Source organism: Butyrivibrio sp. INlla14 (genome assembly GCF_900102515.1).
Taxonomy (GTDB): domain Bacteria; phylum Bacillota; class Clostridia; order Lachnospirales; family Lachnospiraceae; genus Butyrivibrio.
Genome location: NZ_FMVS01000002.1, coordinates 20,000 through 41,502 on the forward strand (window position 1 = coordinate 20,000; position 21,503 = coordinate 41,502).

General features: G+C 39.3%; 22 protein-coding genes. All 22 read right to left on the reverse strand.

Annotated elements, in window-relative coordinates; all coding sequences use genetic code 11:
* Positions 1-16 precede the first annotated feature (16 nt).
* The 22 genes from cdd to rpmF all read right to left on the reverse strand — a co-directional run bounded on the left by cdd (position 17) and on the right by rpmF (position 21,376).
* Entirely contained in the window at positions 17-442 is a 426-nt protein-coding gene (gene cdd, locus BLO53_RS00105; RefSeq protein WP_092058100.1) for a cytidine deaminase, read from the reverse strand.
* A gap of 3 nt (positions 443-445) precedes the next feature.
* Positions 446-1,390 (reverse strand): ABC transporter permease, encoded by a 945-nt coding sequence (locus BLO53_RS00110; RefSeq protein WP_092058102.1) that lies wholly within the window; start codon positions 1,388-1,390, stop codon positions 446-448.
* Positions 1,390-2,526: an ABC transporter permease gene (locus tag BLO53_RS00115; protein ID WP_092058104.1), complete on the reverse strand. Its 1,137-nt coding sequence runs from the start codon at positions 2,524-2,526 to the stop codon at positions 1,390-1,392. Before BLO53_RS00115 ends, BLO53_RS00110 begins: the two co-directional genes overlap by 1 nt.
* The gene (locus BLO53_RS00120; protein WP_092058106.1) at positions 2,526-4,067 is read right to left on the reverse strand and encodes an ABC transporter ATP-binding protein; all 1,542 of its coding nucleotides are present in this window, start codon (positions 4,065-4,067) and stop codon (positions 2,526-2,528) included. The genes BLO53_RS00115 and BLO53_RS00120 overlap by 1 nt, the downstream gene beginning before the upstream one ends.
* Positions 4,068-4,242: 175 nt before the next feature.
* Positions 4,243-5,451: a BMP family lipoprotein gene (locus BLO53_RS00125; RefSeq protein WP_176757087.1), complete on the reverse strand. Its 1,209-nt coding sequence runs from the start codon at positions 5,449-5,451 to the stop codon at positions 4,243-4,245.
* Positions 5,452-5,499: 48 nt separating this feature from the next.
* The gene (gene udp / locus BLO53_RS00130; protein WP_092058108.1) at positions 5,500-6,276 is read right to left on the reverse strand and encodes a uridine phosphorylase; all 777 of its coding nucleotides are present in this window, start codon (positions 6,274-6,276) and stop codon (positions 5,500-5,502) included.
* A gap of 125 nt (positions 6,277-6,401) precedes the next feature.
* Positions 6,402-6,914, reverse strand: a complete 513-nt coding sequence (rimM, locus tag BLO53_RS00135) for a ribosome maturation factor RimM (protein ID WP_092058110.1) — start codon at positions 6,912-6,914, stop codon at positions 6,402-6,404.
* A gap of 2 nt (positions 6,915-6,916) precedes the next feature.
* The gene (gene trmD, locus BLO53_RS00140) at positions 6,917-7,732 is read right to left on the reverse strand and encodes a tRNA (guanosine(37)-N1)-methyltransferase TrmD (protein ID WP_092058111.1); all 816 of its coding nucleotides are present in this window, start codon (positions 7,730-7,732) and stop codon (positions 6,917-6,919) included.
* 93 nt (positions 7,733-7,825) lie between these two features.
* Positions 7,826-8,053 carry a KH domain-containing protein gene (locus BLO53_RS00145; RefSeq protein WP_026487889.1) on the reverse strand — a complete coding sequence of 76 codons (228 nt, stop codon included), beginning with the start codon at positions 8,051-8,053 and terminating at the stop codon, positions 7,826-7,828.
* A gap of 41 nt (positions 8,054-8,094) precedes the next feature.
* Complete coding sequence (gene rpsP, locus BLO53_RS00150) at positions 8,095-8,337, reverse strand: 30S ribosomal protein S16 (RefSeq protein WP_092058113.1); 243 nt, start codon at positions 8,335-8,337, stop codon at positions 8,095-8,097.
* Positions 8,338-8,418: 81 nt separating this feature from the next.
* Complete coding sequence (gene ffh, locus BLO53_RS00155; RefSeq protein WP_092058115.1) at positions 8,419-9,798, reverse strand: signal recognition particle protein; 1,380 nt, start codon at positions 9,796-9,798, stop codon at positions 8,419-8,421.
* Between the two features lie 3 nt (positions 9,799-9,801).
* Positions 9,802-10,149 carry a YlxM family DNA-binding protein gene (ylxM, locus tag BLO53_RS00160; RefSeq protein WP_092058116.1) on the reverse strand — a complete coding sequence of 116 codons (348 nt, stop codon included), beginning with the start codon at positions 10,147-10,149 and terminating at the stop codon, positions 9,802-9,804.
* Between the two features lie 78 nt (positions 10,150-10,227).
* The gene (locus BLO53_RS00165) at positions 10,228-11,091 is read right to left on the reverse strand and encodes an AraC family transcriptional regulator (RefSeq protein ID WP_092058118.1); all 864 of its coding nucleotides are present in this window, start codon (positions 11,089-11,091) and stop codon (positions 10,228-10,230) included.
* A gap of 10 nt (positions 11,092-11,101) precedes the next feature.
* On the reverse strand, positions 11,102-12,190 hold the full coding sequence (locus tag BLO53_RS00170) for a glycoside hydrolase family 25 protein (RefSeq protein ID WP_092058120.1): 1,089 nt from the start codon (positions 12,188-12,190) through the stop codon (positions 11,102-11,104).
* Positions 12,191-12,192: 2 nt separating this feature from the next.
* The gene (locus tag BLO53_RS00175) at positions 12,193-13,074 is read right to left on the reverse strand and encodes a YitT family protein (RefSeq protein ID WP_092058122.1); all 882 of its coding nucleotides are present in this window, start codon (positions 13,072-13,074) and stop codon (positions 12,193-12,195) included.
* 1 nt (position 13,075) lies between these two features.
* Entirely contained in the window at positions 13,076-14,302 is a 1,227-nt protein-coding gene (gene ilvA, locus BLO53_RS00180; protein WP_026487894.1) for a threonine ammonia-lyase, read from the reverse strand.
* A 188-nt stretch (positions 14,303-14,490) separates the two neighbouring features.
* Positions 14,491-15,405, reverse strand: a complete 915-nt coding sequence (ftsY, locus tag BLO53_RS00185; protein WP_026487895.1) for a signal recognition particle-docking protein FtsY — start codon at positions 15,403-15,405, stop codon at positions 14,491-14,493.
* Positions 15,405-18,962 (reverse strand): chromosome segregation protein SMC, encoded by a 3,558-nt coding sequence (gene smc / locus BLO53_RS00190; protein ID WP_092058124.1) that lies wholly within the window; start codon positions 18,960-18,962, stop codon positions 15,405-15,407. The genes ftsY and smc overlap by 1 nt, the downstream gene beginning before the upstream one ends.
* A 6-nt stretch (positions 18,963-18,968) precedes the next feature.
* Positions 18,969-19,658, reverse strand: coding sequence for a ribonuclease III (gene rnc / locus BLO53_RS00195; RefSeq protein ID WP_092058126.1), 690 nt, complete (start codon positions 19,656-19,658; stop codon positions 18,969-18,971).
* Between the two features lie 108 nt (positions 19,659-19,766).
* A complete protein-coding gene (gene acpP, locus BLO53_RS00200) occupies positions 19,767-20,003 on the reverse strand; it encodes an acyl carrier protein (protein ID WP_026487898.1) in 237 nt (78 codons plus the stop codon).
* Positions 20,004-20,057: 54 nt separating this feature from the next.
* Positions 20,058-21,068, reverse strand: a complete 1,011-nt coding sequence (plsX, locus tag BLO53_RS00205; protein WP_092058128.1) for a phosphate acyltransferase PlsX — start codon at positions 21,066-21,068, stop codon at positions 20,058-20,060.
* Positions 21,069-21,193: 125 nt separating this feature from the next.
* On the reverse strand, positions 21,194-21,376 hold the full coding sequence (gene rpmF / locus BLO53_RS00210) for a 50S ribosomal protein L32 (protein WP_013280968.1): 183 nt from the start codon (positions 21,374-21,376) through the stop codon (positions 21,194-21,196).
* Positions 21,377-21,503: the final 127 nt, after the last annotated feature.

Genomic DNA, 21,503 nt, shown 5'->3' on the forward strand with positions numbered 1-21,503 from the left:
AATAATTTATACAATTTTATGCCCTGATTAAGTTAGAAGGTCCAAATCTGTCAGGCAATATTTCTGGCAGTGTATATACCTTATAATCATCTACAGATTTAGCACAGATAATAATAAACTCATCTGTACAGAACTCGCTCATAACCTGTCTGCATACTCCACATGGACTGCAATCATCTAAAGTCTCTGCCCCATCTGCTCCGCCACAGATAGCAATTGCCTTAAACTCCTTGACGCCCTCACTAACAGCTTTAAAAAACGCTGTTCTCTCAGCACAATTAGTGGGTGTAAAAGAAGCATTCTCTATGTTACAGCCTGTGTAGATTACATTATTTGCAGCAAGAAGAGCTGCACCAACATTATAATGTGAATACGGAGTGTAAGAATAATTTCTCATCTCCAATGCCTTTTCAATAAGGCTCTTTATTTCTTCTGTCGTCATATATTACCTTGACCCCTTATCATAAGGTATTCCCTCAGCCTTAGGTGCTCTTGATTTCTGTGAAGTAAATGCAAGAACAATAAGTGAAACAATATAAGGGAACATATTATAAACTGTTCCAGGAATTTTCAATACACTAAGGAATCCAATTCCCATGTATACATTTGAAAGTGACCTAAATACAGCAAAAAGTACTGCTGACCAGGCAATTCTCTCAGGCTTCCACTGACCAAAGATCATAACAGCAAGAGCAAGGAAACCAGCTCCAGCAACACCATAATCAAAGTGCCATGTAGAGTTAGCTGCTGCTATATAGATCAGTCCACCAAGACCTGCAAGGAAACCAGACATAAGTACACCTGCATATCTCATAGCATAGACATTGATACCAACAGAGTCGGCAGCCTGAGGATGCTCACCACAGGCACGGAGTCTCAGTGCAAATTTAGTCTTGTAGAAAAGAACTATAGCAACAACAAGAAGAATTGCTGCAACTACTATAAACCAGCTAAGCTGAAGTGATCCTACATTAAACATGAATGCATCATGGCCTCGTACATAGTCAAGCTTGGCTGAAAAGTCTGATCCCTTTGAACGGGCAGTATTAAATGCCTTGACAATAACTGTTGCAGCGGCTGTAGCAAGCATATTAACAGCTGTACCTATAAGTGTCTGATCAGCCTTAAAATATATGCAGGCAACACCGATCAAAAGTGATGACAACATTCCAACAACTGCTGCGGCTAAAAGAGTTAGAGTTACAATAGTAAATCTAGATGCAGTATCAGGTAAAAGAACCATGACCATAGCACCAGCCATAGCACCAAAAACCATTATTCCTTCAAGTCCCAAGTTAATAATACCGCTTCGCTCAGAGAACATACCTCCGAGAGCTACCAGAATAAGTACTGCTGAGAAGATAAGTGTATACTGAATAAGTAGTATCATCACTTCACCTCCTTTTTAGCTGCAGCTTTTTCATCCGCAGCATCTTTTTTCTTGGCCTTACCTGGCTTGTTGATCACAGTCTTAAAGAAAAGAACAAAACCGCAAAGGTAAATGATAATTGCAATCATAAGATCCGCTACCTGTGGGTTAAAGTAGTTTGTATTAAGATACTGTCCGCCAAGTGTTATATACTCAACGAAAAGACCAGCCACTATGGCTCCTATTGGATGAAGACCACCAAGGAAAGCTACAGCGATTCCTGAAAATCCCATTCCAGGAACTGATGAAGCAATCTTGTAATGCTCAATACTTGTAAGATAGAAAAGTGAAGCTGCAAGTCCTGAAACAGCACCAGAAATTGCAAGTGTAAGAATGATATTTCTCTTAGCATTCATACCTGCATATTTAGCTGCATCTTTATTGTGTCCTGTAGCTTTAAGCTCAAAGCCAAAGGTTGTCTTACTAAGTACTACCCAGATCAAAATAGCAACTATAACTGTAATAGGTACTGCGATAGTCATATACTGGTTATTTCCGAAAACACTCTGCATAAAACCAGGAAGAAGTCCTGCCTTATTCTTGGCTGCAATATCATAAGTCTCAGACTTAGTGATATTCATAGTCTTTTCATTAGAAAGAATAATATTGCAAAGGTATAAGCTGATCCAGTTCAGCATGATACCAGCTATTACTTCATTCACGTTGCAGTAAGCCTTGAAGAATCCGCAGATAGCACCCCAAAGACCGCCACAGATAACTGCAGCAAGAAGGCAGAAAAACCAGTTCCAGCCAAGAGCAAGTGATGTATACAGGCTGACTAAAATACCAATTGTGTACTGTCCTGCAACACCGATATTAAAAAGGCCTGCCTTATAAGCAAATAAAATAGCCTCTGAGCAGAGTATTACAGGTACTGCCTTAACAAGGGTTGAACCAAAATAATACCAGAGCTGTGTTGGCTTGGCACTATATTTAAAGAAATTTCTGAGAATAGCGATCATACCCTCTGTAGCATGGCCTGGATTCATGCACAGCAGGATAATATATCCTAAAATAATACCAAGGATAGCGCATAGTACTGAAGCAAGAATTGTCTGCACAGCAGGTTTCTTGAAAAATTTTGTATTGTCTTTCATTACTTAAACGCCTCCCTTCTCTCATCGTGCTTGGCTCCTGACATGTAAAGACCAAGTTCCTGAAGAGTTGTTGTCTTAGGATCCACCTCACCAACAATCTCTCCTTCATGCATTACAAGTATTCTGTCTGAAAGGTTCATAACCTCTTCAAGTTCAAGCGAAACAAGCAAAATAGCGCAGCCCTCATCACGCTGCTTGACTATTTCTTTGTGGATATACTCGATAGCTCCTACATCAAGGCCTCTTGTAGGCTGTACAGCAACTAAGAGCTTGTGATCTCTATCCATTTCTCTTGCAATGATAGCTTTCTGCTGATTACCACCAGACATGGATCTTACGATAGTCTGAGCACCGCGTCCGCTTCTAACATCAAAAGCCTCGGTTAATCTGTCAGAATACTCTCTCATAGACTTTTTCTTGATAAATCCATGAGATGAAAAATCAGGTTCAAAGTATCTCTGAAGAATCATATTCTCTTCTAGAGTATAATCCAAAACCAAGCCATGTTTATGCCTATCTTCAGGGACATGACTCATACCATGAGTATTCTTGTATCTTATTGATTTATGAGTGATATCATCCCCCATAAACGAAATCTTACCGCTGGAAATATCATCAAGTCCTGTCAACGCTCCGATGAACTCCGTCTGGCCGTTTCCATCGATACCTGCTATGCATACAATCTCACCTTCTCTAACATTGAAAGAAACGTTGTGTACAGAATCGTTCTGATGTATTTTGCTCTTTACGCAGACATTCTCAACCCTGAGAATTTCCTTCCCAGGCTTGGCTACTTCTTTGTCTACAGCAAATTTGACATCACGGCCAACCATCATAGAAGAAAGATCTTCCTTGGTTGTTTCATCAACATTAACTGTTCCAATGTACTTTCCTCTTCTAAGAATAGTACATCTGTCAGCAACTTCCATGATCTCATTAAGCTTATGAGTAATGAAAAGAATTGACTTACCCTCAGCAGCTAGATTCTTCATGATCTTCATAAGCTCATCAATCTCCTGAGGTGTGAGAACAGCTGTAGGCTCATCAAAAATAAGAATTTCATTGTCCCTATAGAGCATCTTAAGGATTTCTACACGCTGCTGCATACCAACAGTAATATCCTCAATAAGAGCGTCGGGATCAACCTTAAGATTATATTTGTCAGAAAGAGCAAGAACTTTCTTTCTTGCTTCCTTCTTGGTCAAAAAGCCAAACTTATTAGGCTCTGCCCCCAGAATGATGTTATCAAGCACTGAAAAAATATCTACAAGCATGAAGTGCTGATGTACCATTCCAATCCCAAGATCTGTCGCATCATTTGGATTCTTGATGGTTACTTCCTTGCCATCTTTCTTGATAACACCCTTTTCAGGTGTATAGAGTCCAAACAAAACACTCATAAGAGTTGATTTACCTGCACCATTCTCCCCAAGAAGTGCATGTATCTCACCTTTCTTTAACTGCAAAGTAATATCATCATTTGCAATTATGCCAGGAAACTCTTTTGTGATATGCAACATTTCAATTACATAATCATCCATACGTAAACACCTTCCTAACAAAATAATAATTGGTTACAAAACCATAAAAAGTAACATTACAGATCTATTTGTTATATCACTATTTATGCCCTTGTATAAATCATTTGCTTTAAAAAAGGGAAGGAAATAGTTTTCCTTCCCTTTTGAAGAACAACATAACTAACTAATTATTCAATTAGTGAATGTTATCAAAAGTTGTAACCTTGATAGCTGTTGTAGGCATAACATCGATATTGCTATCTACTGTTACATAGCCATCAGCCATTGACTTAACAAGTGCCTTGTAATCATCAACTGTGAAGTTCTTCATTGACCATGTCTCAGTTGGAAGCTGTACGTAGTTAAGAGATGGGTCATCACCTGAAACGATACCAAGGTTCTCGATCTTTCCAGAATGAGCAGCCCAGTTGCCATCAAGTACATCTGTAAGAGTTGTGTTTACTGTTGCAGCAAGACCCTTCATAGCAGATGTTACGCAAACGCCTTCACCGTAAAGTCCATCAATTGTACCAGTCTGGTCAACGTCAACACCAACAACCTTACCATCTACCTTCTTAGCAGCCTCACCAGCTGATGTGAAGATACCGCCACCACATGCAAATACAATTTCTGTACCATTTGAGTACCATGTATCCATAGTAGCTGTAACAGCCTCATCACCAAAGAACTGTCCGCCATATACATAGTTAACTTCTACATCAGATGCAATACCAAGCTCTGTAGCAGCTGCGTCAGCACCCTGAACGAAGCCATAACCATAACGGATAACAGCAGGAACTGCGATGCCGCCAAGGAAACCAAGCTTCTTGTAGCCTTCCTTAACTACTGCATAACCAGCCATGTAACCAGCAAGCTCTTCCTGATATGTGAATGAGCAAACATTAGCAGGAAGCTCTGTCATACCAGCACCTTCAAAGTCACCCTGTGAAACATCAAGAGCGATGATTGTTACGTCTGGGTTAGCGTCAGCTACTGTAGCGATCATAGAAGCAAAAAGGTAACCAGGAACAACAACTACATTGTAACCATCAGCAACAGCGTTGTTGAAAGCTGCAGTACGAGCCTCATCAGAGTCTTCTGATGGCTTATAGTACTGGAATGTAAGACCGTTAGTCTTAGAGAAAGCGTCACATGCCTCATAAGTTGTCTGGTTGAAAGACATATCTGTGATGTCACCAGAGTCTGTGATCATAGCGATCTTGAGGTCTGAGCTAGTCTCTGTAGCAGGTGCCTCAGTGTTGTCCGCAGCAGGAGCTGCCTCTTCTGTAGCAGGAGCTGCCTCCTCTGTTGCTGGCTCTGTAGTTGCTGGCTCTGTAGAACCACATGCTACAAGTGATGCAACCATTGTCGCAGCCATAAGGACTGCAAAAAGTCTCTTTTTCATAATTTCCCTCCATTTTGAATTAAGTTGACTTTTTATAATAAAACCTTTTCAGGCTTTATCCAAAGCAATAAGGTTACGAATAGCCTCAATTGTTGTACGATATACAGTATCCATATCATGAACCTGAGGATTAGAAAGTCCTTTTTTTGCCCTCTCCTGATTAGCTACAACCAAAAGGACAGCTCCAGTTCTAACTCTCAAATAATTCCCAACAATAAATAAAGTAGAAGACTCCATCTCGGAGCAAAGTGCTCCACACTTGATCCACGCATCCCATTTGTACAAAAGCTCTGGTCCTACAGGCTTAGTCTCTGGTTCATGCTGTCCAAAGAAAGAATCCTTACACTGGGCAACGCCTACATGGTACTTGGCTCCAGCCTTCTTCGCCCCCTCAACAAGTGCATTAACTACATCATAAGATGCTACAGCAGGATATTCGATAGGCGCATACTCCTTGGAAGTACCCTCAGCTCTGATTGCGCCATTGGCAATTACAATATCACCACCAATGACATCTTCCTGCATTCCTCCAGAAGTACCCATTCGAATGAAAGTATCTGCTCCGCATTTTACAAGTTCTTCAATTGCAATAGCTGTAGAAGCACCACCAATGCCATGAGACATTACAGTAACCATCTCTCCATCAATAGTTCCTGTATAAGTATTGTATTCTCTGTTGTAAGCTACAAATCTTGGATTATCAAATAGATGTGATATAGTCTCGCATCTGCCAGGATCACCTGTCAGAATAACGTATCTTCCTACATCACCTTTTTTTACATGAGTATGGTACTGATAGCCAGCACCTTCTGTATAATCGACCATATATTACCCCACTAATATAAAACTAGATACATTTAGAATTTATATTTTTTTCATATTTTAATAATTATAATTATATGACATTTAATGTTAAAAGTCATTAAATATTACACAGTCCAAGAATATTATTATAACAGTCCTTCAATAACATGGATAGTTATTTTTTTATTCTCAAGGTCAATATTTTTGACACAGTCTTTTATGGCTGGTATATAAATCTTGTCCTCAGAATTCTCTTTTGTCATTTCATATACATCATTAGCCCCTGTCTGAATGATATCTGTTACAGTACCAAGGAGTTTATCATCTTCATCAACTATTGAAAGGCCCATAAGATCAGCACAGTAAAATTCTCCAGGTTCAAGCTTTATAGCATCTTTCCTGTCGATTGTAAGCTCACATCCTCTAAACTTCTCAACATCATTTATATTGTTGTACTGCTTAAACTTAACAATGACAAACTTCTTGAAAAATCTGGCACTCTGAACGTCAAGTTCAATCTCTTCACCTCTTTGGGTATGAAGAGTAACCTTCTTAAGTTTTTTAAAACGATTTGGATCCTCCGTAGTGGGAAAAACATTTACTTCTCCCTGAAGTCCGTGTGTTGATGCAATTACTCCAACTTGAAATCTATCTGTCACTATTATTCTCCATCTTCATTTTTGATCGTCTTATCAGTATCTACTTGTTCCATAGAAATTTCCGGATCAGCTTTTCTTCTCCTTCGTTTCTTTTTTGGAGGCTTTGGTGGATTCTCAGCAAGGTATTTCTCGTAAAGATCAGGTCTTCTCTCCTTAGTCCTTTCAATGGACTTTTCAAGTCTCCATTCATCAACCTTCTTGTGATCACCTGATAATAGTATAGCAGGAACTTTTTTGCCCATCCATTCCTCTGGTCTCGAATACTGAGGATACTCTAACAGATTATTATTAAAGCTCTCAGTCATAGCTGACTCATCGTTATTAAGAACCCCTGGTACAAGTCTTGAAATTGCATCGATCATGACCATTGCAGGAAGTTCGCCTCCTGTCAGTACATAATCACCTATAGAAACATAATCTGTAACAATCTCTTCTAATACTCTCTCATCAACACCTTCATAGTGTCCGCACAGAAACACAAGATCTTCTTCGGAAGCAAATTCCTGAGCCATTTTCTGGTTAAAAACAGCGCCTTGTGGCGTAACATAGATAACTCTAGGACTCTTTCCGCCGCGCTTTAAAATCTCGTCTTGAATAGAAATAAAACAATCATAAATAGGCTGTGCCTGCATAAGCATACCTGCACCGCCTCCATATGTATAATCATCAACCTTGTGATGCTTAAAGTCATTAGAATAATCTCTGATATTGACAGCATTAAAAGAGATATAACCCTTATCGCTTGCTCTACCAGTAATGCTGTTTGAAAGACTTCCAGTTATCATCTCTGGAAATAACGTCATGATATGAAAATTCATAATATTCTTTAAAAATCCTGTAATAAACTTAGAGTCGAATAAAGCTATAAAGCCCTATTCGACTCATATGATTGGCAAATGCAAAGGTTAAAATCAAACTATCTCTACATCAACCTTGAGATTTTCTCTTGTTGATGCAGCCTTAACAACGGCACGAATTGCCTTGGCAATACGGCCCTGTTTGCCAATGACCTTGCCCATGTCTGAAGAAGCTACATGAAGTTCGATCATAATGTTACGCCCGTCTGTTTTCTCGGAAACAACAACCTCATCCGGATTATCAACTAGCGCTTTTGCTATAACTTCAACTAATTCTTTCATTGATTAACCCCCGGCATATGTTTTTTTATTACCAAAAAGCCTTATTTAATGCCGGCCTGCTTAAGAAGCTTTGCAACAGACTCTGTAGGCTGTGCACCATTTGAAAGCCACTTCTTAGCAAGTTCTGCGTCGATCTTAACTGTGCTAGGATCTGTGTTAGGATCGTATGTTCCGATCTCCTCGATGAACTTACCCTGTACAGGAGCCTTTGAATCAGAAACGATAATTCTGTAGAAAGGAACCTTCTTCTTACCAATTCTCTTTAATCTCATTTTTACTGCCATTTTAATTTCCTCCATTTAAAAAATTAAGATAGATATTATTTGCTTATATGTATAAAACAGCCACAAAAGCTGATAGACATATCAAAACGGGAATCTGCCGCCAGGAAATCCTCCTCGGCCAAAACCACCGAGCTTGCCAAAGCCCTTCTTGCCACCCATAAGTCCAGGCATCTGCTTCATCATCTTCTGCATTTGTTCAAATTGCTTGATAAATCTGTTAACATCAGCAATATCGTTGCCAGAGCCCTTAGCTATCCTAAACTTTCTCTGTGGTGACATAAGCTTAGGATTCTTGCGTTCTTCAGGTGTCATAGAAAGAACTATTGCTTCGATTCTGGCAAGTTGTTTCTCATCAGGAAGCATATCATCGCTTATCTTGCCCATTCCTGGAAGCATACCCATAATTGATGAAAGGCCGCCCATATTGCGCATAGCCTTCATACTCTCTAGGTACATTTCAAAATCGATCTTGCCCTTTTTCATCTTCTGGGCCATTTCACGATCTTTTTCCGCATCTCTCTCAGCATTAGCCTCTACAGCCTTATCAATAAGACTAAGAACATCTCCCATGCCAAGAATACGGCTAGCCATTCTATCAGGATAGAACTGCTCAAGATCTGAAAGTTTCTCTCCCATACCTACGTATAAGATAGGCTTGCCTGTTACTGCCTTGGTTGAAAGTGCAGCACCACCTCTTGAATCGCCATCCATCTTAGATAGAATAATTCCGTCTATCCCGACCTTCTCATTGAATTCAGTAGCCACATTAACAGCTTCCTGACCGGTCATAGCATCTACAACCAGAAGTGTCTGAGTAACAGATACAGCATTCTTTATATCTACAAGCTCCTGCATCATTATGGAATCAATCTGCAATCTACCAGCAGTATCGATGATAACCACGTTATTGCCATTCTTTTTAGCTTCATCAATTGACGCTCTGGCAATGTCTACAGGATCAGCTGAAGAACCAAGTGTAAAGGAATCCACTTCCTGCTTGCTGGCATTGATCTGTAACTGATCAATAGCAGCAGGTCTATATATATCGCAGGCTACAAGAAGAGGTTTTCTACCCTTCATCTTGAGCTTGCCGGCAATCTTGGCTGCTGTTGTAGTCTTACCAGCACCCTGAAGACCGCACATCATAAGGACTGTAATCTCGTTCACAGGCAAGAGCTTAATGTCAGTAGTCTCCGAGCCCATGAGGGAAATCATTTCCTCATTAACAATCTTGATAACCATCTGGCCTGGATTAAGACCATTTAGTACATCTTCTCCAACAGCTCTCTCTTGTACAGCAGAAATAAACTGTTTAACAACCTTAAAACTTACATCAGCCTCAAGAAGTGCCATCTTGACTTCCTTAAGAGCAGTCTTGACATCTTCCTCTGTAAGTTTGCCCTTGCTGCGGAGATTCTTAAAAACATTTTGTAATTTATCAGTAAGACTTTCAAAAGCCATTTATCAAATAAGCTCCTCGATTATTTTGCCTGAGATGCCTTTAAGTTTATCTCTAAGATCAGCATCCATGTTGGTTCCGGTATCTCCGGATAACTTTTCTAAAGCCACGGCCTGAGCCTTAATAGCTTCAAATCTTCTGATCATGTGAAGCCTGTCTTCATAACTCTCAAGCGTATTGGTGCACCTCTTGATAAGATCATGCACCCCCTGCTTGCTGATACCGTTTTCATCAGCAATCTCGGTAAGAGACATATCATTGTAAACAGCGGCCTCATATATTTTTCTCTGATGTTCAGTTAGAAGCTCGCCATAGAAATCATACAACAAGCCTTGCTCTACGATTTTCTTCATACATATCCTCTTTACCTATAAACACAAATGATATAATAAACAAAAAAGATATAGGTGTCAAGTATTTTTTCTTGACACTTATATCTTAATATCAGATGGCAAACATCCAAGCTGGTTCTTGAAAGCTCTGCTAAAAGAAGAATAATCCTTAAATCCGCACTCCAGGCAAGCTGCTGTTGCAGGCATACCTGAAATTATCAGATTCCTCGCCATTAGAATTCTTTTTTCAGTAATGTATTGATGAATTGAATAATCCGTCTCATTCTTGAAGATTCTCATCATATGATACTTACTCATATAAAAATGATCAGCCAGGTAATCTATGGAAAGATCAGATGAAAGATTCTCTGTAATATATGTTATTATCTCTATTACTTTTCTGTTATATCTGGCTTCTGGCTTAAAGCCAAAATCTTCGCTTATACATGCCTTATTAAAACCGATGATGGCTTTTAAAACATCAATTCTGGTAAGCAATTCTCCAGCATATTCTTTATCCTGATTCTGAAGGTCTGTCTGTATCTTTTGAAATCTGTCATACAGATCTGAACTAACATTTCCAGGAAATCTTACTACAAAACTCCCAATTTCTCTTGCTTTTTCAAATGCATCCAAGAGGTTATACTTTCTAAGAAAATCATCACTTAGATATAATATGATCCTGTCATAATTTTCTTTGATCTGCCCATCAAATAGTGGCTTGTGTATCAGATACCTGTTAACCAGCACAAAATCGAAGGGAAGAAGCTCATACTCCCTTCCTTCGATCAGATATTTAACCTTGCCCCCAAGCACAAGGATCAATTTATGAAAATCATGATAATGATAAGGAATGTCAACCTTTTCATGATCATTTATATGAAAAAACTTAAAGTCATTGTTAAGATATCCCTTTTCCTCGTAGGCGGAATAAGGAAGCTTTTCATCAAATTCTCTGACCATATCACTCTTTTCAATAATCCGTAATGCATATATCAAGATCTACGTTGCCATCAATTCCCTTAACCGTTCCTGAAGATGTAAACTGCAATACATCAAAATGGTATGGATAGTACAACGGACTACCATAATATGCAATCCAAATTCCATAATCATCAACATCCTGCGCATCCATAAGAAGCGTAAAAGATTTGACATTTCCATAGATCATAGGTTTATAGCCTGCGCTTCTTACTGTATCACAGAAGGTCTTGGCAACAACCTCATACTCATCTGAAGTAAGGTCATTTGTTCTCGCAGAATCTGAATCTGCTGTTTCTATATCGATCACCACAGGGTATTTGACATCGTATGGCTCAATCATATCCAGAATAAGCTGAACTTCTTCTAGAGCCTCTTTCTCATTAACTGCCTGGGAATAAAAATATACTCCTACATCAATACCATTTTCAGTAGCTCCCTTAATATTATCCTCAAAACAGTCATCTGTAAGAATCTTGCCCTCTGTAGTTCCACGAAGTCCAACTCTTATAAATGCAAAATCTATCCCCTGCTCTTTAACTGTCTTCCAGTCTATATTGCCCTGAAACCTTGAGACATCAACACCTTTTTTCACATGGATACTCTCATCAGAACCAACATACTCAAGAAATCCATCATCACCAACCACAAAGTCCTCTTCTCCAAAACCATGATGCGCAATTGTATCTAGTATTGGAAAAAAGTAATATCTGCCTGAGCTTGCAACTACCATCTGGTCAGGAAAAAGAGATCTGATAGTCGTTGTAGTTCCCTCTCCAGCCTCAAGCTTAGACTGAATTGTCGCCTTTATAGAATTTGTAGTTTCAAGTCTAGTCTGCGCCTTGGCATCCTCAATAAGCCTGTCCGCTTCAGTTACAGTGTAATAGCCTTCCTCATTTAAAGCTTCAAGCTCACTTCTGACAGCCTCCTCTTCTCTTTTAAGGGAGGCATTCTTAATAAGCAGCATAACGCTAAAAGATAAAGCAAGTAGCGCTACCAGACTTAAAAAAATAATGGATATGATATTATGAGTATTTCTAACGCCTATGCGTTCTCTTGTGTCCTGGGAAGTATTCTTCATGCTCACATTCTCTCGTCAAAATAACTCTTATAGCCTTCACCAAAAATTTCACTGGCACTAGTTACAATCATAAATGCATTAGGATCTTCTTCTCTTACTATATCCTCAGCAAGAGGCGAAAGTCTCTTTTTAATGGCGCACATAATAACCTTTTTATCTTCACCACTATATGCTCCCTGAGCAAATACGTGTGTTACGCCAATATCAAGTTCCTCTAAAAGTCTCGCTGTAATAATATCTGGATGATCAGATATGATATAGAGCAGTTTAGCTCCATCTCTTCCGTATAATACAAGATCAAGAACTGAAGATGTGATCATAACAGAAAGAAATGAATACAAAGCAGCAGATATATCTCCAAATACTATTCCTGCAATAATAAGTACTACCATATCCGTCATAATAAATAGCATGCCAGTCTTGATATGCGGATACCTGAGCCTTAACAGTTTAATTATAACATCTGTACCACCACTTGTGGCGTGGTTTTTAAAAATAAGTCCCATGGCAATAGCTGATAATGCACTACCAATGGTAACGCCCAAAATAATATCATTTATAAAATAAGCAGACAAATAATTGTGAAAGAAATCTGTAGTCAGGGATATAACCCCTGTGGCATAGATTGTAGAAACTGTAAATCTGATGCCAAACTTCCAAATAGCAACAAGCAGTATAGGAATATTCATGATCCAAAACCACTTACCAGTTCCGATTGGAATAAGCCTGTTAATTACGATAGCAAGGCCTGTCATCCCACCAGGAGCTATATTGTTAGGGTCAACCAGCATCGCTGTGGCAAGCCCGTATAGCGTTGATGCAACCGTAATGATCAGGTATTCCATCAGTCTCTTTTTAATGCTATTTTTCTTTGTGCTACTCATATTAAATATTTGTCCTTACAATTCTTGGTTTATAGCCTTCTTTATTGAGAGCTTCTATAATCTCTTCCTTGTGATCTGTTCCAAATGCTTCAAGTGTGATCCTAAGTTCAACAGCAGCATTTCTGTTAATAGAAACAAACTGGTTATGCTCAAGCTTTATTACATTGCCACTCACGCCAGCAATTACACCTGCAACCCTTGAAAGTTCACCAGGCTTATCAGGAAGAAGCACAGAAACGGTAAATATCCTGTCTCTCATGATAAGTCCCTGCTGTACTACAGACGACATTGTAATAATATCCATATTACCGCCAGATAATACACAGGCAATTTTCTTATCCTTGCAATTAAGCTGCTTAAGAGCTGCTACTGATAATAGTCCTGAGTTTTCTACAACCATCTTATGATTTTCTACCATATCCAGGAAAGAAACTACAAGATCTTCATCAGGAACAGTGATTATCTCATCGATATTAGCCTGAAGATATGGGAATATCTTCTCTCCAGGCTTTTTAACAGCTGTACCATCAGCAATTGTATTAACTGAAGGAAGTGCAACTACGTGACCTGCCTTTAAAGATTCCTGCATACAATTAGCACCTGCAGGTTCAACGCCGATGACCTTAACCTTAGGATTAAGAAGCTTTGCAAGAGTAGATACGCCAGTTGCAAGTCCGCCTCCTCCAATTGGCACAAGTATATAATCTACTGTTGGAAGCTCTTTGATGATCTCCATAGCAATTGTTCCCTGGCCTGTAGCAACATCCAGATCATCAAATGGATGGACCATAGTATATCCATACTCTTTGGAAAGCTCTACTGCCTTCTCATAAGCTTCATCATATACATTTCCATGTAATACAACTTCTGCACCAAGAGCCTTGGTTCTATTAACCTTAATAAGTGGAGTTGACGTAGGCATAACAATAGTTGCCTTAACGCCATAACATTTAGCCGCATAAGCTACACCCTGCGCATGGTTACCAGCAGATGCTGTAATAAGGCCTTTTTTCCTCTCTTCGTCAGAAAGAGTTGTAATCTTGTAATAGGCACCTCTAACCTTATAAGCACCAGTTCTCTGAAGATTTTCGGGTTTTAAATAAACCTTATTTCCAGTAGTGTTGCTCCAATAATCACTGTAGATTAGTTTTGTTTCCAGGGTAACTTTTTTGACGTCTTCATAGGCTTCTTCAAACTTATCAAGAGTCATCTTCTTTTCATCGGCCATTTTCATACTCCTCCATTTAAAAAATAGGTGATATACGGATTGCTCCACTTCGTTCTCGCAATCCTACATCCATTCGGAACTCGAAATGCTCATTTCATTCGCATTTCTTTATTCCTCATGTATGTTCGGTCATTTCAAATATATAGTGCCATGTGCAAGCACAGCACTATATATTTTCATTCCCTATATCACTCAAAAAGTGCATCTACAAATTCATCTGAATCAAATCTTTCCAGATCGTCAAGACCTTCCCCAACGCCAATATACTTGACTGGAATATTAAGCTCAGACACGATAGCTACAGCAATTCCCCCTTTTGCCGTTCCATCAAGTTTAGTAAGGACAATACCTGTAAGATCAGCTGCTTCTCCAAACTCTCTTGCTTGATTAAGAGCATTCTGCCCTGTTGTTCCATCAAGTACAATAAAGTTCTCTCTGCAAATTCCAGGTAATTCCTTGTCTATTATTCTATTCATTTTGGATAATTCTTCCATAAGATTTTTCTTATTATGTAGTCTTCCCGCAGTGTCTACAATCAGAATATCCAGATTTCTTGCTTTAAAAGAGTTTACAGCATCATATATTACGCTGGCAGGGTCTCCCCCTTCTCTTCCAGAAATAAGCGGAGTATCAGCTCTGTCAGCCCATTCCTTGAGCTGCTCAGTAGCTGCTGCTCTATAAGTATCTGCTGCTGCAATCAGAACTTTTTTTCCTCTTTTCTTAAAAACAGATGCAAGTTTACCTACAGATGTGGTTTTGCCTACTCCATTTACGCCAATAACAAATATAACTGTCTTCTTATCCTCAAAGTCATATGCATGCTCATCAGTTTTCATCTGCTGTCTGATGTCATCAATAAGAAGCTGTCTGCACTCAGAAGGATCCTTGATGTGTTGCTGCTTGACCTGAGCTCTTAATTCATCCATGATCTTACTGGTGGCATTGATCCCGATGTCTCCCATAATAAGAGTTTCTTCAAGTTCTTCGTAGAAATCCTCGTCAATATTAGAATAACCATTAAAGACATTATCTATGCCTTTAGCTATATTATCCCTAGTCTTGGATAAACCCTGTTGTAATTTTGAAAAAAATCCATTTGCCATTAATTTGTAAGCTCCTTATCAATAAGGTTTACGCTAACAAGGGTAGAAACACCCTTTTCCTGCATAGTAATACCGTACAGTCTGTCAGCACTTTCCATTGTACCACGACGATGAGTAATTACAATAAACTGGGTACTTGAAAGCTTGTGAAGATACTTTGCAAAGCGAACTACGTTGTTCTCATCAAGAGCTGCCTCAATCTCATCAAGCAAGCAGAATGGTGAAGGCTTAAGATTCTGAATAGCAAACAAAAGAGCTATGGCTGTAAGAGCCTTCTCTCCACCAGACATCTGCATCATGTTAACAAGCTTTTTTCCGGGCGGCTGAGCATTGATCCTAATTCCTGCCTCAAGTACATCCTCATCTTCATTGAGCTCGAGTGTGCCCTTTCCGCCTCCAAACATCTCTTTAAATACCTTATCAAACTCAGTATTGATAAGATGGAACTGTTCAATAAACTGTTTGCGCATAGATTCATCAAGATCCTTGATGATTCCTTTGAGCTGTTCCTCTGCCACAATAAGATCATCATGCTGGGTCTTCATAAATGTATATCTCTCCATGAGATTCTTGTAATCCTCGATGGCATTTACATTTACGTCACCAAGTTTTCTGATGGAATCCTTAAGAGAAGCTGTTTCCTTTCTCATGGCCGGAACATCAGTCATCTCTTCGTCTCTAAGTCCAGCTGCATCGGAAAGTGTAATCTCATACTCATTCCACATATAATTGATCTGAGCATCAATTGTCTCTTCGCACTTTTCTCTTCTGGAATTAAGCCTTGTAACTTCTTTATCAAGGCTCAGCATCTGGGCATTCAATTCTTCAGTCTTTCCAAAGAATTCCTTCTGAGTTTCTGAAAGCGATGCCTTAGTCTTTTTCTTTTCCTCAAGTTCCTTATTAGTCTCATCCGTAACATTGGATGATGCTTCAATAGTAAGCTTTATTTCTTCAATGTCTTTTTTATTCTGTTCAAGGGAGATAGCATTGTTGTTCAGATTCTCAATAATCTCAGCAAGTGCCTTCTCTTCTTCAATTATTTCTTCATCAATACGATTAATATTAACCTGGGCAAATTCCTGTTTCTGAGCTATCTTCTCGTATTCGATATCCCATTTGGAAACTTTCTCGTTCTCGGTCTCCTCAATAGCATGGAGTCCTTCAAGTTCCTTCTGATATCCTGCAACCTTTTCAGAACTTTCCTTCTCGAGCTGTTCTGATTCAGAGAGAGCCTTTTGCGCCTCTTCCTTTTGACTGGCAATTTCCAGGAGCTTAGACTCTATTTCCTCGTTTTCTGCCTTGAGGTCAGATAAGCTTCCTTTCTGCTCTTCCTGTCTCTTTTCTTCATTTTCTACATTAAGCCTTGCTGTATTCTGAAGTATGAATTTACCCTGAAGTTCTGAGCTTAATTCATCAACAATAGTTCTGAGCTCATTTCTCTTTTTCTTATCTTCCTCGATTTCTTTTTGGAGACTATCAAGTTTTTCTTTATATTTCTTTACATTTCCCTCAAGCTCTTCCATTTCACGGCGTCTTCCAAGAAGATTACTGTTATTCTTAAAAGCGCCACCACTGATAGCACCACCTGGAACAAGAAGTTCTCCCTCAAGGGTTACCATTCTAACAGTATATTTGTATTTTCGTGCAATCTTGACTGCATTGTCGATATGATCAACAGCCACGATTCTGCCTAACATAGCCTTAGCAACAGATCTGTACTTGGGATCCGTAGTTACAAGCTCATCTGCCATTCCAAGAACGCCAGGCTCTAAAAGAGCTTCCTTAGCCTTAAGTTCTGGAGGATTATCAAGTGCTGTAAGAGGTAAAAATGTTGCTCTACCAGCCCTTGAATCCTTAAGATACTGGATCATCTTCTTGGCTGTTTCTTCGTCATCTGTAACAATATTCTGGATATTACCGCCAAGAGCAACCTCAATAGCTGTCTCATACTTAGGTTCAGTCTTTATAATATCAGCAACAACACCAATAATACCCTTGGTATCATCCTTCCTCTCCATGACTTTCTTGACACTTCCACCATATCCTTCATAGCGTTCAGTCAGATTTGCGAGAGCTTCAAGTCTTGATTTTTCCTGCTGATAAAGAATCTGAGTATTTCTAAGCTCTGTGTCCTTCTTGCTCATACCCTCACGGATACTAACGACCTCAGCCTCAGCGCTCTTCTTTTTCTTGTTCATTTCAGAAATTTCAGCAGTAATAGCATCAAACTCATCGCGAAGCTTTTGAATGATTTCTTCCTGCCTTGATTCGTCTGACCTCGCTCTTACAAGCTTACCTGTAAGTTCTGCCTTCCTGATATTGACCTGCTCCTTCATAGTATCAAGAGAACTCAGCTTAGACTTGATCGTCGCTCTTGTTCCAAGAGTTTCAATGATCATATTCTTGCAGGCCTCAATCTCATCATTAACATTTGAGATTTTGGTGATCACTGCATCAAGTTCTTTTCTTGCAGCATTTCTGTTCTCAGAGAGTTCTTCTACAATCTTGTCAATCTCAGCCTTATCTTCAAGATATTTATCCTTTTGAAGGTTCTTTTCATCTATCTTAGCCTGCTCATCCTTCTGACGCTGTTTGAAATGTGTGTCATTATCAGTAGCAGCCTTTATTTTCTCATTAAGAATACCAATCTGGCCCTCAAGTTTTTCTCTTTTTACAGATGAATCTGTAATTTTGGCTCTGGCCTCATCTATCTCCTTATCGAGAATCTCAAGCTTACCCTGGATTGATTCATATTCCTCTTTGGTCTTATCATAGTTTGCCTTAGCCTCTTCAAGTGATGCCTTTGCAATCTCAAGATTCTTGCTAGCTTCCTCATACTGTTCCTTCTGACGCTTATTCTCTACAAGGAACATATTAACATCAAGAGTCTTGAGTCTTTCTCTGAATTTCAGATACTCCTTGGCAACCTCAGACTGTTTCTCCAAAGGTCCAATCTGCTTCTCGAGCTCAGACAAAATATCACTAAGTCTTGTGAGGTTGATCTTCTCTTCCTCTAGCTTTTTGATAGCTGTTTCCTTACGAGATTTAAACTTAACGATACCAGCAGCCTCATCAAAAAGATTTCGCCTGTCCTCAGGCTTACTTGAAAGAATCTGGTCGATCTGACCCTGTCCAATGATGGAATAACCCTCTTTACCGATACCTGTATCCATAAAGAGTTCGTTGACGTCCTTAAGACGACATGAAGAGCCATTGATCATGTATTCACTCTCACCAGAACGATATAGCCTTCTGGAGACAGTAACTTCATCATAATCAATAGCAAGAGAATGATCTGAATTATCAAGAGTAATAGCAACATAAGCATAGCCAAGAGGCTTTCTAAGCTCAGTTCCAGAGAAAATTACATCTTGCATAGAGCCGCCTCGAAGCTGCTTGATACGCTGTTCTCCAAGAACCCATCTGACAGCATCTGCTACATTACTCTTTCCGGAACCATTAGGTCCAACAATACCCGTAATTCCATTGTGAAAGTCAAATTTTATTTTATTAGCAAAAGACTTAAAGCCATGGATTTCAATACTTTTTAAATACATTGCAAATTACTTTTTATATACAAGAAGCGCCTGATATGCTGCCTTCTGCTCAGCAGCCTTTTTGGTTTTCCCTGTCCCCTCTCCCATAATTTCATCCCCGACATAAACGCGGACATCAAATATTTTATCATGTTCAGGGCCACTTTCGCCACAAATTTCATATTTAATTGCACCAAGGCCTCTGGCCTGAACAAATTCCTGCAAATGAGATTTGCTGTCGCTGAACATCTGCATACTATCTGCATTAGTAAGTACATAGGTGTCAATAAACCTCTTAGACTCCTCTATGCCACCATCAAGGAAAAGAGCTCCAATCACAGCCTCACACACATCAGCAATAATAGACTCCTTATTTCTTCCACCAGTAGCCTCTTCACCTTTACCAAGCTGAATGTATTTCTTTAGATTGATCTGCTCAGCATCAAAAGCCAAAGCTCCTTCGCATACAAGAGATGCCCTTATCTTGGACATTTCTCCTTCCTTCTTATCAGGATATTTCCTGTAGAGAAAATCACTGGATATCATCTCAAGGACCGCATCACCTAAGAACTCAAGTCTCTCATAATCTGGCTTTTTGTTGATCTTCTGTTCATTAACAAAAGAACTATGTGTCAATGCCTGAATTAGAAGATCAATATTCTTGAACTTATATCCAATCACATTCTGAAACTCATTTAATTCCTGTTCGCTTAACATACACACCTCTTAAAATCTAGTAGAAGACGTTTAGTCTTCCTACTCTAGAATAATTAAAAGAGGCAGTTAAAACCTAACTGCCTCCATCGTCCATTGTATTTATTACAATTATTTTCCAGAAATTGCAGTTTTAAGAAGCTCAACAGCCTCTCCTACAGTAGAGATGCTCTCTGTCTTCTCAGGATCGATCTGAACATCAAACTCATCCTCGAGTCCCATGATGATCTGGAAAAGATCAAGTGAATCAGCTCCCAAGTCCTCTGTAAATGTAGTCTCCATTGTGATCTCTTCAGGATCAACATTGAGTACGTTTGCAATAACTTCTTTCATCTTCTCAAATTCCATAATAAACCTTCCTTTACTGCTAGGCAGTAGATAAAAAAATTATATTCGAGTAGCTTATGCTTCCGGTGAAAGCTTAGCGCTAATCTTTTCACTGATCTTCTGCTGTGTAAATACTACACACTGCAGGATTGAATTCTTGACCTCTACGTCATTGGCACTTCCATGTGTCTTGACAACAAGGCCCTTAAGTCCCAGCATAGGAGCTCCGCCATATTTGTCCATGCTGTAATTGCCAAGAGACTTCTTAAGATCATTCTTTATAAGAAGTGCACCTATCTTGGTTTTCAAACTAGACATAAGGCTGTTCTTGATGATATGCATCATAGAATTGGCTACGCCTTCATACATCTTCAGAATTACATTTCCTGTAAATGCCTCACATACAATGACATCTGCAAATCCTGCAGGAATGTCTCTTGCCTCAATACTTCCTATAAAGTTAATATCAGGGCAATTCTTAAGAAGAGGGAAAGTCTCCTTGACAAGGGCATTACCCTTCTCTTCCTCAGCGCCAATGTTAACAATGGCAACTGTAGGATTCTTGACTCCCATAACATTTTCCATATATACAGTACCCATCTTGGCAAACTGGACAAGGTGGTTGGATCTGGCATCCACATTTGCTCCACAGTCAATAAGAAGTGAATTTCCCTTCTCTGTAGGGATAAGTGGCGCAAGTGGAGCTCTGTCAACGCCCTTAAGTCTTCCGACAATGACCTGGCCGCCAACAAGAGTTGCACCTGTACTACCAGCAGAAACATATGCATCTGCCTCTCCATGGTTAACCATGTACATAGCCTTAACTATGGATGAATCCTTCTTGGTTCTGATAGCCATAACAGGTGGCTCTGCCATTTCAATAATCTCAGTAGCATTGACTACCTCGATCCTATTCTTATCATATTCATATTTAGCAAGCTCAGCATTAACAGCATCTTCCTGGCCTACTAAAAAAACCTTTAGGCTGTCTGATTCCTTAATGGCATCAACAGCGCCCTTGACTGTAACAAAAGGAGCATTGTCTCCACCCATGGCATCAACAGCTACTCTAACTAAATCCGCCATTATTAGTTCCCCCATATCAATTTTGAACTTATATAACTATACTAAAGTGATATGCAAAAATCAAGGCTTTCCGAAGTATTCGGAAAGCCTTAAAATTCGAACTAATTAGGTTGTACTAAAACTTATCAAGCCTCAGTTTCAACAATGTTCTTCTTATTGTAGTAGCCACACTTCTTGCAAACCTGATGAGGCTGCATAAGAGCTCCACAATGACTGCACTTTACAAGAGTTGGAGCTGTCATTTTCCAGTTAGCTCTTCTCTGATCTCTATGGCCTTTTGATGACTTATTCTTTGGGCAGATTGACATTTCAGTAACACCTCCTTACAGTAACCGTATAAGAAACTGCCTGTGTTTAAGGCAATTGTTTACGTTTATTCATTAGCATACTTTAGTAGTATATCCATAGTAATGCTATTTGTCAATAATTTTTTTA